Source organism: Maribacter aquivivus (genome assembly GCF_900142175.1).
GTDB classification, from domain to species: domain Bacteria; phylum Bacteroidota; class Bacteroidia; order Flavobacteriales; family Flavobacteriaceae; genus Maribacter; species Maribacter aquivivus.
In genome coordinates, this window is record NZ_FQZX01000006.1 from 1 (window position 1) to 12,989 (window position 12,989).

A 12,989-nucleotide genomic window follows, 5' to 3' on the forward strand; every position below is an offset into this window, starting at 1 on the left:
GCGGACGACGATCTTTACTTCTTTCTTTTTATTACGAAAATTGCTTAATACTATAAGTGCTTCTTTCCTTTATAGGATCCTGTTCCATTCATGTCAACGATATTGCGGCGAAGGCCGCGATCGGGAATGCCCGATCTAAAACTTAGGTGGCCATGGCGACGGGGCCCACCCCTTACCATTCCGAACAGGGAAGTTAAGACCGTTTGCGCCGATGGTACTGCTATATCAAGTGGGAGAGTAGGTAGCCGCCTTTTTCGAAAGCCCTTTACAGTAATGTAAAGGGCTTTTTTTATACCATAAAGTCAACAAACTATACTGCATATACGCTAGGTAACAAGAGATTATTCCACTACTACTACTACTACTACTACTACTACTACTTGAAATTAAATCATATGGATAAGTCATTTCTACGGTAACTCATCTCTACCTAGGATAGAAATTTCATATCTTTTGTATCGATTATCAAGTGTTCTATGTTTAAGAAGTGTAAAACTCTTATAAGGACATAGTCTACGCATAATCAAACTTAGATGGTTGTATATCTGAAAGTGAATCAGCAAATAAGAGGTATGCTAGTATTTCCAGTTTTTAAATGTTCCTTCTGTTTTATTTAGGACTTTGCATAAAAGAATCCCTGATGCTATATCTTTTAATGTATAATTACATAGTTTATAAGGTGAGTATAAAGTAAATTGAGTTTAAAGAACATTTATAAAAAAAACCTGAGAAGCTAGCTTTTCAGGTTTTTGATTGTTATGAATAGATATTGAAAATTAATTTGTAGTCTACAACGTATATTTAATCTTAATCTCTATTGATATCGAAGATGATACCTTCTTTCTGCATTTGAGAAATCTCATTTTTTGAATATCCATAAGTTATTTCAGAATAGTTCTCGTCTTTATCAATTTTATAAAGTCTAGACTTTTTTGATATTTCATAATCGTTTAAAGAAAGGTATAAACTATCTGAAGTTACTTTCTCAAGTTTCATCGTGGAATAACTACCATTATCAGCTTTGTACTCATATATATCACCAACTGCTGGAGCTGATAAATATAGCTGCGTATTTTCTTTGTCTTTTCCACCAGAATAAATTGCAAAGCCTATCAAGAGAGCTAATACTAAAAGTCCTGAAAACTGCCATATAGGTCCCTTCGCTTCACCTTTAATGTTTTTATATTGCATTTTAAGTGCCTCGGGCATTTGTTTTGGCGATAAGGTCTCTTTACAATGGGTGCAATAAGAACTACCACTTTTTCCTAATGGAAACATGGGAATCCAAAAAACATGAGCATGCTTTCTGTAAATATTGATGTAAATAGTATCTTGATTGTTGCAGTGTTGACAAATAATATTTCTAGTTTTTACCGAGTCAAGATTAGCTGATCCGGTACCGAAAAAAATCATGTGGTTTGGTTTTGTTATTAAGTAAATATAACGTTTTTAAAAATTATCTATTGTTATAAAAACTTTGAACACCAATATATCAGTCAATTACGAGGTAGTTATAGCATTCGAAATAATACTCTTAACAATCATTTTTGCGTGAATTCTAGAATTTTCTATAAACCATTTGTGGGTTTCCATCCCTCCACATATTACACCGGCTAGATATAGACCTGCTACATTGGTTTCCATAGTATCTGGATTGTATTCAGGTAATTTCTTTGCGTCATTACTAATATTGACACCTAGTTTTTCTAAAAAATTAAAATTAGGTTTATATCCTGTTAATGCTAAAACAAAATCATTTTCAATTGCTTCATCACCATCTGTTGTGGTTAAATTGATTTTATCTTTTGAAATTGATTTTAAAGTTGTGTTGTAATAAGCTTTAATGCTACCTTCTTCAATTCTATTAATGATATCTGGACGCACCCAGTATTTAACGCGTTGACCAACTTCTGAGCCACGAATTATTAAAGAAACCTCTGCACCTTTACGCCAACATTCAAGTGCTGCGTCAATAGCAGAATTACTAGCTCCAATTACGGCTACTTTTTGACCTGAATAATAATGTGGGTTGTCATAATAGTGTACTACTTTTTCTAAATTTTCTCCGGGTACATTCAATAAATTAGGTAGGTCATAGAAACCAGTAGCCACAACAACTCGTTTAGAAGTATAAGTGGCTTTATCTGAAACTATTGTAAATACATTTTCATTTTTTTGAACATTTTCTACTTTTTCAAATAGATTTATATTCAATTTATTAGAGGTTACAATACGTCTATAGTATTCTAATGCTTCATCTCGTTTAGGTTTAGCTTCATTGCTAATAAAAGGAATTTCGTCTATTTCTAATTTTTCAGATGAAGAGAAAAACTGCATGTTACTAGGGTAGTGAAAAAGTGAATTCACAATAGGACCTTTTTCTAAAATAAGGTAATTGAGTCCGTTTTTCTTTGCTTCTAGGCCACATGCAATTCCTATTGGTCCACCACCAACGATGACCATATCATATTCAGTTTTCATCCTTTTAATTCTTTTATAGTTTTAATTGGATCGGCACTTTTAAATACAAAACTTCCGGCAACTAAAATATCTGCACCTGCTTCAACTAATTTTTTTGAATTGGCAGTTGTAACTCCACCATCGACTTCAATTAAGGCAGCAGATTTTTTTCTGTTGATTAAAGCTTTAGTAGCTCTTATTTTATCATAGGTATTTTCTATAAATGACTGTCCGCCAAAGCCAGGATTTACACTCATAATCAATACAACGTCTATATCTTGAATGATATCTTCCAAAAGCATAACATTTGTATGCGGATTCAATGCAACACCCGCTTTCATACCCAATGCCTTTATGGCTTGTATAGTTCTATGAAGGTGCGTGCATGCCTCATAATGTACTGTCAATATATGAGCTCCTAGATTTGAAAATTCTTCAAGGTATCTATCAGGGTCTACAATCATTAAATGCACGTCTAAAGGCTTGGTGGCATATTTATGTATTGCTTTAACCACAGGCATACCGTAAGATATATTTGGAACAAAAACTCCGTCCATGACATCTATATGATGATACTCTGCTTCACTTGAATTAACCACTTCAACATCACGTTGTAGATTTCCAAAGTCTGCTGCTAAAAGTGATGGCGCTATACTTGCCTTTTTCATATGAATAAACATTAATTTTACATTACAAAAATACGAATTTGAAATTCGTTCTACTTGTGTTTTAGTTTTTGTGTTAACATCAATTAATCAATTTCTGATGCGCCATTTTTAGTTAGTATAGGATTTATTTTGGTTTTGTATTTATCTAAAATGTTATCCAGTTTTTCAAGTTCAATCTTAAGTTCTACAGATAGTTCTTCATACACTTTATAAGCACCGTTGGTTGGTTTTGCTTCGCCAGATTCAACACTGCGACGTAATGAAGCTAATCTATTATTTAGTTTTATAGGAAAATTCAAAGGATCCTGACCCGATTGGTTTTTTACTTGATACAATGCTTCTTCAACTTCTGATAAATCATTTAAAAATGGAGTGACTGTATTAGTATAGTCGCTGGTATCAATACTCTTTTTCAAAGCTGTAAGGGATTTTTTTATTTCACGAATTTTAATCACCGCTTCATTGGCAGCAGTAGTTTTACCCATAATTTTATTCGAAAGTTCAAACTGCTCATCTAAATCCTCTTTAGTAATACCTTTAAGATTGGGGTCCATTTTTATTTCGAAGGCATATGTTTTTTCATAATCGCCAGATTTCATTTTTACTTTATAAATTCCTAATGGAGCTTTTGGTCCTCGTGCAGGTCTGGCGCTCCAAATTATCATACCGTCAAAAGTGGTGGCGCCTGTATATCTCATATCCCAAGTAAACGTATTTATTCCTTTTGCAGTGGTAGGCTTTGTAGATCCGCCTTTCAGCCAATAAGGAATATTAGGATCTACCTCATATTTTGGTTTACTGCCTGTAAAGGTGTTGATTAATTTATCTTGAGCATCATAAATTTCAAAAGTGATGGTGTCTTTTTGTTCCTTTAAGTAGTATTGAATAGAGGCGTTTGTTAAACCTCTAAGCGCGTCTGTAGGTTTAATTAGAACAGCATCTTGCTTTGCCATTTCTGGGGTAAACTGTCTTATGGGTTGAATGTCATCCAAGATCCAGAATCCTCTTCCGTGTGTTCCTAATACCACATCATTATCTTTAATGACTAAATCTCTAACAGGAGTATCTGGTAGTTCTAGTTGAAGACTTTGCCATAGCTCACCATCGTTCATTGAAAAATATACTCCATGTTCTGTAGCTAAAAATAACAAACCTTCTTTTACAGGATCTTCACGTACGGCTCTTGCAAAATGACCATCTTCAATACCGGTTATTATTTTTGTCCAGGTCTTTCCATAATCATGCGTTTTAAATACATAAGGTTGTCTGTCGTCAACTTGATATCTATTTGCCGCTACATATAAAGTACCGGGGTTGTGTAGCGATTCATCAATAATACTTACCCTAGAAAATTTAGGTAACTCTTTAGGGGTAATGTCTGCCCAGTTTCTACCACCATCCCTTGTGATATGTATTTTACCATCATCAGAACCTGCCCAAATTGTATTAATATTATGGTTTGATGGAGCCAACGCAAAAACGGTAGCATAAATTTCTGGTCCGTTCATATCCATGGTGATAATGCCACCTGTTTTACCCAAGGTTGATGGGTCGGCATACGTTAAATCTGGACTTATCTTTTCCCAAGATTGTCCATCATCGGTTGTTTTCCAAATATGTTGAGAGCACGTATACATTACATTTGAATCTTGTGGCGCAAACATAATAGGGAATGTCCATTGCCAGCGCTCAGGTAATGCGCTTGCAGGTTCACCAGAGAAAAACCTAGGGTATACTTGAATATCTCTAGATTGACCGTTACTTCTGTCGTATCGCGTTAACAGTGCACCTTGGCTGCCTGCATAGAAAATATCTAGATTTTTAGGATGTTGGGTGATCCAACCACTTTCTCCACCACCAACGGCATACGCCCAGCCATCTCCTTGACCTCTAGCCTGCATATGACCCCAACCATCACTCGGTACTGCAATGGTACTATTGTCTTGTTGTGCACCCGCCACATGATAAGGAACATCATTGGTGGTCATTACATGATACAGCTGTGTGGTAGTGTAATCTTCTTCTGTCCATGACTTACCGCCATTAATACTTACAACACCACCCCCATCATTGGAAGAAATCATACGATCAGGATTATTAGGGTCTATCCATAAATCATGATTATCGCCATGTGGCACCTTAATTTTAGTGTCAAATGTTTTTCCGCCATCAGTAGATTTCCAAAAATCTACATTAAGTCCGTAAACGGTTTCTTTATCAATTGGATCGGCATAAATTCTAGAATAGTAAAAAGCACGTTGTCTTAATTTACGCTCGTCATTAGTACGTTCCCACGTTTTACCCGCATCGTCTGAACGAAAAACACCACCTTCATTAGCCTCTACTATTGCCCATACACGGTTAGAATCTGCAGGTGAAACTGTAACCCCTATTTTTCCTAAAGGTCCTTCTGGCATACCTGGGTTCTTTGATAAATCTGCCCAAGTTTCTCCGCCATCTGTAGATTTCCAAAGTTTGCAATCTGGTCCACCGCCCCACATTTTCCATGCTTTTCTTTGAACTTGCCAAGTACTCGCATATAAAACCTGTGGGTTATTTCTATCTATTATTAAATCTACTGCACCTGCTTTATCACTTACATACAATGTCTTTTTCCAATTTTTACCACCATCTGTACTTTTAAAAACTCCGCGCTCTTCATTGTCACCATAAGGGTGACCTAATGCAGCAACGTAAACAATATCTGGATTTGTTGGGTGAATTCTTATTCTTGAAACGGCTTGGGTTTCTTCAAGTCCTAAATGACTCCAAGTTTTTCCTGCATCAGTAGATTTGTAAACTCCGTCTCCTTGGGTAATGCTTCCTCTTAATTGCACTTCGCCCATACCAATGTAGACAATATCAGGATTCGTTTCTGCTACTGCAACTGCGCCTACAGAAGAACTGGTAATTTGCCCGTCAGTAACAGCTTCCCATTCATTACCGCCATCGGTAGTTTTCCAGAGTCCGCCACCGGTTGCACCAAAATAATACTCATTAGGTCTGCTAGGACTACCTGCCGACCCTAAAGAACGTCCGCCACGTACAGGACCAATATTTCGCCATTCTAGATTCTGATAGAATTCTGGGGTTATTGTTGCGGTTGTTTTCTTTGATCTTTTTTGTGCAAAACTGGAGCTAAAAGCGACCAATGTAAATGCAAGTAAAAGGTAGCATCTTTTCGTATTCATAAGGTGGAAGTTAGGTTGGTTCTATTGATGAAATAAAAGAATTTCACTTTGAAAATAATCAATTATTCTGCTAATACTGAATGATTTTTAAATTTTAACGGGAAGTTAGTTAAACCTAATTTCTAGACCAATTTGAATATTTTTTCATGAATGATAGAATCGTAATGTCATTATGATTTTTTGCGATATAGATAATATGAAATGCTATTATTTGGAATTTGGTAAGCGATATATTTAAATTGAATAACTAGATTGAAGTTATTAATTAGTAAAAGGGGAATTAATGCAACTTAAATTTTACTGCCAATAGATTAGTTAGCAGTTTTTAGGAATGTTTACGATTTTAGTTATTAAAAGAAAGTAGTTATTTCAAGTTAATTTGCCGCAAACCTTCGTAGATAGTAATGGCAACAGCATTGGCTAGGTTTAAACTCCTAATATGTTTGCTATACAATGGAATCTTGGAAGTATTTTCGATGTTTTGCTGTAATAATTCTTTTGGTAAGCCAACAGATTCTTTTCCGAAAACTAGAAACATATCATCTTCAAAATTCATTTCCCAATGATTTTTGGTAGCGGTGGCAGAAAAGAATATCATTTTTTTGTCTTTATGCTGCGCAAAGAATTCATCAACATTCTCGTACATAAGTACATTAAGGTGTTGCCAGTAATCTAGTCCAGCTCTTTTTAAGCGTTTATCTGTAAGTTCAAATCCGAATGGTTTTACCAAATGCAATGTAGATCCTGTACCAAGGGCTAATCTGCCGATGTTACCTGTGTTATTTGGTATTTCTGGTTCTAAAAGTACAATATTAAGACTCATTATTTTTTGAAGGATTGTAAGTATAAATGTTCAACTTTTTCACGAGCCCACGGAGTTCTACGTAAAAATTTTAAACTTGATTTTATAGACGGATTACTTTTAAAGCAATTAATATCAACTTGACCAGCCAAATCTTCCCAAGAATATTTTTCTGTAAGCTCTTCAAGTATTGTAGCTAGTTTAATACCATGAAGCGGATTATTGGGTTGAGAATCTGAACTCATGTTTTTATGAAATTTTATAGACTTATAATTATTTCTGAAAGGCAATGTACATTGATAGCGGTGGTACTTCAATATTGTTTTTCAATATATGTAGCCCTTGAAAGTCAAAGGTACTACCAGAAACAGCTTTTTGCCAAACTCCATCAATTTTATAATTTAATTTTTTGTTTGATGCGTTGTAAATCACTAAGATGTTTTTCCAATTATCATCGTTTGCATTGCGTTCTATTGTAAAGGAAACAAGATTATTGTTAGTTGTTTGGAATTTTAGATGTTCCCTTACTAGATCGGAGGTAGCCATATAAAAAGCTGGATGTTCTTTTCTTAGTTTTATTAGATTTTTATAGTAGTCAAAAACCTCTTTATGGTCATTCTTCCAATTCCAATTTAGTTGGTTGATGCTATCTGGTAAGTTGTAAGAATTGTGTTCTCCGTTTTTAGTACGAAGCATTTCTGATCCAGCATGAAGAAACGGAGTTCCTTGTGAGGTCAATACAATGGCGGTTGCCAATTTATCCATAGCAATTAATTCTTCTAATGTTGCATCTGGTCTTGAAATTTTAAGTTTGTCAAATAAGGTGTGGTTATCGTGGCATGAAACATAGTTGATAGATTGCCATGGTTCTAAGGTCCAAGGGTCGTCAGAATAATTTACATCTTCATATTCAATTTGAGGATGTTGAATGGCGCCTACAATTCCGAATTTAATGGATTCCTCGGTATTCTTGGCACCACTAACAAAACCTAAACTTTCATCTTCGAAAACTGAACCTTTTAATCCGTCACGTAAATCATCACTAAAAGCAGCAAATTTTGGAAGTTGCTGCATATGTTTTTTAAGAGCTCGTTTTTCTTCTGGTAGGGGTGAATCTGAAGCAGTCCATCCTTCGCCATATAAAAGTGCATCAGGATTTATTTCTATAATAGCTTCACCAATTTTATTCATGGTTTCAATGTCATGAATTCCCATGAGGTCGAAACGGAATCCGTCAATATGATATTCTTTCGTCCAATATAAGACAGATTCAATCATAAATTTTTGCATCATAACCCGCTCTGATGCAGTTTCGTTACCACAGGCAGCAGCATCTGAATAAGAGCCATCTTCCCAGTGGCGATAGTAATAACCAGGTACTTCTTGATTAAAATTAGATTCTTCTGTTTTGCCAGTATGGTTATATGCAACATCTAAAATAACCCCAATACCATTATCATGAAAATTCTTTACCATTTGCTTAAACTCTTTAATGCGCACTTCGGCATTAAAGGGATTGGTAGAAAAAGAACCTTCAGGTACATTATAGTTGTTAGGGTCGTAGCCCCAATTAAATTGTGGAGTCTCTAAATTGGTTTCGTCAATGGAGTAGTGGTCTAAAGTAGGTAAAAGATGCACATGGGTAATACCCAATTCTTTTAAATGGTCAATACCAGTAACAACATCATTTGGACCTTTAGTTTCTGCTTCTACTAACCCTAAATATGTGCCAGGTAGTGTTGAGCCAGACTGCGAATGAATTGTCATGTCACGAACATGTAATTCATAAATTATTGCTTCATTATATTTTTTGAGAGTAGGGGAAATGTCTTTTTGCCAACCCTTTGGGTTGGTGGATTCCATAGCTATGACCATTGCTCTATTGCCATTTACTCCAACAGCATTGGCGTAAATTCCCGGAGTTTCATTTAGCCACAAATCATTAATTTTAACTTGATAGGTGTAATAGATACCGTTTAAATCACCATCTACCTTTGTTTGCCAAATACCTTGATGCTTTTTTTTTAAGTTATAGTATGAAAAGACAGTAGAGTTATATCCATCTTTATAGAGCCTTATAATTACTTCTTCGGCATTTGGTGACCAAAGTTTAAAGACCGTAGCGTCTTCAGTGTATTGTATCCAAAGATTTTCGTTTATTGGGGTAGGGTAATTATTGAAATCAGTAATAGTCTTTTTTGTGTTACAAGAGTTGAACAGCGTAAAACTCATTAGAATTAGTACTGTATGTTTCATTAGGTTAATGTTGATACTCTAAGATAAGGAAAGATTATTTAGGGTATATATCAGTATATAGATACTTAACTTTTCAAATTAAAATATAAACTATTATAAATGAAAAAACTCCGGTAATCAGCCGGAGTTTATTCATCAATCAAAAAACGAACAGTCATGATAAACTGTTGTTACCGTTAAAATTACAACTAATATGCCAATATTGCCAATTTAAGGAATATTTAACGTGTAATTTTTATAGCTTGAACGCTTAGGAATTTTAACCCAAATACGTTTTTAATATTTTACTTCTAGAAGTATGCTTTAAACGTCTAATAGCTTTTTCTTTAATTTGACGAACTCTTTCTCTTGTTAGATCAAAAGTTTCACCAATTTCTTCTAAGGTCATAGAATGCTGATTAGCAAGACCAAAGTATAAGCGAATAACATCTGCCTCACGAGGCGTCAATGTTTCTAAAGCACGCTCTATTTCTGTACGTAAAGACTCATGTAATAATTCTCTATCTGGATTCGGAGATTCTCCACTACGAAGTACATCATAAAGGTTAGAATCTTCACCGTCTATAAGAGGCGCATCCATAGATACGTGTCTACCTGAGTTTTTTAATGATTGCTTTACGTCATCAACAGTCATATCCAATTCTTTAGCAATTTCTTCAGGAGAAGGCATTCTTTCATGCGCCTGCTCTAAGAAAGCAAAAGTCTTATTGATTTTGTTGATAGAACCAATTTTGTTCAATGGCAAACGAACGATACGAGATTGCTCTGCCAAAGCTTGTAATATAGATTGACGGATCCACCATACGGCGTAGGAGATAAATTTAAATCCCCGCGTTTCGTCAAAACGCTGTGCAGCTTTGATAAGACCAAGGTTTCCCTCGTTAATCAAATCTGGTAAAGTAAGGCCTTGGTTTTGGTACTGCTTAGCAACTGAAACCACGAATCTGAGGTTGGCTTTCGTAAGTTGTTCAAGTGCACGCTGATCGCCTGCCTTAATACGTTGTGCCAATTCTACTTCTTCATCAGCGGTAATCAAGTCAACTTTTCCAATTTCTTGTAAGTACTTGTCCAAAGATGCGGTCTCTCTATTGGTGACCTGTTTTGTAATCTTAAGCTGTCTCATTAAAATAAATTAAGTTCAATTTGCATAGACTGCATATACTTATACGTAAAAATCTTCCGAATGTTACAATTGGAGGCAAAAAACTTCATAAATCTGTTGAAATGCATAAAAAAAGCCCCAACATATATGTCGGGGCTTACTTTATAAACTTACAAGAGTATTAATCTCTTCTTGGTTTTCTATCGCGATCACGACTACGATCGTTTCCACGACGGTCATCTCTACGTTTATCATCACGTGGCGGTCTTTCTACAAAACCTTCAGGTTTTGGTAAAAGCGCTTTACGAGATACTTTCTCTTTACGTGTACGTTTGTCTAAGCCAAAATACTTAACATCGAATACATCGCCCATGTTTACAACATCAGATACATTTTCTGTACGTTCCCAAGCTAATTCACTTACGTGTAATAATACTTCGTTACCAGGTGCATCCATATATTCTACAACGGCACCAAAATCAAGCATTTTAATAACTTTTACTTCATAAACGCTATCAACTTCAGGCTTAAACAAGATAGAATCTATTTTTGCCATAACAGCATCAATACCTTTACTACCAACACCTAAAATTTCTACAATACCTTCTTCAGTAACAGGATCCTCATTTATAACGATAGTCGTTTCAGTTTCCTTTTGCATCTCTTGAATTACTTTTCCACCAGGACCAATTAAAGCACCAATGAATTCGTTAGGAACTCTACGAGTAACCATTGTAGGTGCGTGATCTTTAACGCTTTCAGCAGGAGCAGAAATCGTATCGGTAATTTTACCTAAGATATGTAAACGACCATCTCTAGCTTGTTTTAAAGCATTAACAAGAATTTCGTAAGACAATCCTTTTACTTTAATATCCATTTGGCAAGCTGTAATACCATCAGCAGTACCAGTTACTTTAAAATCCATATCTCCTAAATGATCTTCATCACCTAAAATATCAGATAAAACAGCATACTTTCCAGAATCAGCATCAGAAATTAAGCCCATTGCAATACCAGAAACCGGTTTCTTCATTTTAACACCAGCATCCATCATAGCCATTGTACCAGCGCAAACTGTTGCCATAGAAGAAGAACCGTTAGATTCCAAAACTTCAGATACAACACGAACTGTATAAGGACAATCTGCAGGAATCATACCTTTTAAGGCACGTTGAGCTAAGTTACCGTGACCAACTTCTCTACGAGATGTTCCACGAATAGGTCTTGCTTCACCTGTACAGAAAGGAGGGAAGTTATAATGTAAATAGAAGTTCTCTTCGCCTTCATAAGATGGCATATCTATTTTGTTTGCATCTCTAGATGTACCTAAAGTTACTGTAGCTAAAGCTTGAGTTTCTCCACGAGTAAAGATTGCAGATCCATGAGTAGATGGTAAATAATCAACCTCACACCAAATAGGTCTAATTTCATCAGTCTTACGACCATCTAAACGTAAACCTTCGTTTAATGTTAAATCACGTACAGCTGCTTTTTCAGCTTTGTTGTAATATTTAGAAATTAATCCGCCAAAATCAGCTTGCTCTTCTTCAGAGAAAGACGCTTTGATTTCTTCTTTGATTTCACCAAAAGCAGCACTACGCTCATGCTTAGCAGAACCTGCTTGAGCAATAGCATATACTTTATCATAAGCCATGTCGTGAATTTTCTTAGCTAGATCAGCTTCTTCTCTTTCACCTTGGTATTCACGAACTTCTTTTTTACCAAAAGCTTTAGCCAATGCAACTTGAGCAGCACATTGTACTTTAATTGCTTCATGAGCAAATTTGATAGCCTCTGTCATTTCTTCTTCAGAAATTTCATCCATTTCACCTTCAACCATCATTACAGAATCAGCTGAAGCACCAATCATCATATCGATGTCAGACTCTGCTAATTGAGCGCGAGTTGGGTTAATAACGAATTCGCCATTTACACGAGCAACTCTAGCTTCAGAAATTGGGCATTCAAATGGGAAATCTGATAATTGAATAGCAGCAGAAGCAGCTAAACCTGCCATTGCATCTGGCATAACGTCATCATCATGAGACATTAACTGAATCATAACTTGTGTTTCTGCGTGGTAATCTTTTGGGAATAACGGACGTAAAACACGATCCACTAAACGCATAGTTAATACTTCACCGTCACTTGGTCTTGCTTCTCTTTTAAAGAAACCACCTGGGTAACGACCTGCAGCTGCAAATTTTTCACGGTAATCTACCGTAAGTGGAAGAAAGTCCACATCACTTTGTTTGTAATTGGAAACTACTGTACATAATAACATACATTTTCCTGATTGAACAACAACAGAGCCGTGAGCCTGTTTTGCCAATTTTCCTGTTTCGATAGAAATTTCTCTACCGTCACCAAGGTCTATGACCTCTTTAAATACTTTTGGAATCATAAAATTCGATTAAAACCTGCGTATTGCAGATTTGTTAAACAATGGTCTTTCCGACTGAAATTTCTCTGGTCGGAGTTGTTGTGTTGTGTTGTGTTGACCAATGAAA

Annotated in this window: 9 protein-coding genes and 1 rRNA gene; 1 reads left to right on the forward strand and 9 read right to left on the reverse strand. The window is 35.6% G+C overall.

Going from position 1 to position 12,989, the window contains the following annotated elements:
* Positions 1-142 precede the first annotated feature (142 nt).
* Positions 143-254, forward strand: a 5S ribosomal RNA gene (gene rrf / locus BUC31_RS19410).
* 553 nt (positions 255-807) lie between these two features.
* Here the strand turns inward: rrf and BUC31_RS19415 are convergent.
* The 9 genes from BUC31_RS19415 to BUC31_RS19455 all read right to left on the reverse strand — a co-directional run bounded on the left by BUC31_RS19415 (position 808) and on the right by BUC31_RS19455 (position 12,883).
* Positions 808-1,413, reverse strand: coding sequence for a hypothetical protein (locus tag BUC31_RS19415; RefSeq protein WP_073247384.1), 606 nt, complete (start codon positions 1,411-1,413; stop codon positions 808-810).
* Between the two features lie 87 nt (positions 1,414-1,500).
* Positions 1,501-2,481, reverse strand: coding sequence for a YpdA family putative bacillithiol disulfide reductase (locus tag BUC31_RS19420; protein ID WP_073247386.1), 981 nt, complete (start codon positions 2,479-2,481; stop codon positions 1,501-1,503).
* Complete coding sequence (gene rpe, locus BUC31_RS19425; protein ID WP_073247388.1) at positions 2,478-3,128, reverse strand: ribulose-phosphate 3-epimerase; 651 nt, start codon at positions 3,126-3,128, stop codon at positions 2,478-2,480. The genes BUC31_RS19420 and rpe overlap by 4 nt, the downstream gene beginning before the upstream one ends.
* Before the next feature lie 83 nt (positions 3,129-3,211).
* Positions 3,212-6,319 carry a WD40/YVTN/BNR-like repeat-containing protein gene (locus tag BUC31_RS19430; RefSeq protein ID WP_073247390.1) on the reverse strand — a complete coding sequence of 1,036 codons (3,108 nt, stop codon included), beginning with the start codon at positions 6,317-6,319 and terminating at the stop codon, positions 3,212-3,214.
* Positions 6,320-6,683: 364 nt separating this feature from the next.
* A complete protein-coding gene (locus BUC31_RS19435) occupies positions 6,684-7,142 on the reverse strand; it encodes a tRNA (cytidine(34)-2'-O)-methyltransferase (protein ID WP_073247392.1) in 459 nt (152 codons plus the stop codon).
* The gene (locus BUC31_RS19440) at positions 7,142-7,366 is read right to left on the reverse strand and encodes a VF530 family protein (RefSeq protein ID WP_073247394.1); all 225 of its coding nucleotides are present in this window, start codon (positions 7,364-7,366) and stop codon (positions 7,142-7,144) included. Before BUC31_RS19440 ends, BUC31_RS19435 begins: the two co-directional genes overlap by 1 nt.
* Before the next feature lie 28 nt (positions 7,367-7,394).
* Entirely contained in the window at positions 7,395-9,377 is a 1,983-nt protein-coding gene (pulA, locus tag BUC31_RS19445; RefSeq protein ID WP_073247396.1) for a type I pullulanase, read from the reverse strand.
* Between the two features lie 259 nt (positions 9,378-9,636).
* Entirely contained in the window at positions 9,637-10,500 is an 864-nt protein-coding gene (locus tag BUC31_RS19450) for a sigma-70 family RNA polymerase sigma factor (protein WP_073247398.1), read from the reverse strand.
* Positions 10,501-10,660: 160 nt separating this feature from the next.
* A complete protein-coding gene (locus BUC31_RS19455) occupies positions 10,661-12,883 on the reverse strand; it encodes a polyribonucleotide nucleotidyltransferase (protein WP_073247399.1) in 2,223 nt (740 codons plus the stop codon).
* Between the last annotated feature and the right edge of the window lie 106 nt (positions 12,884-12,989).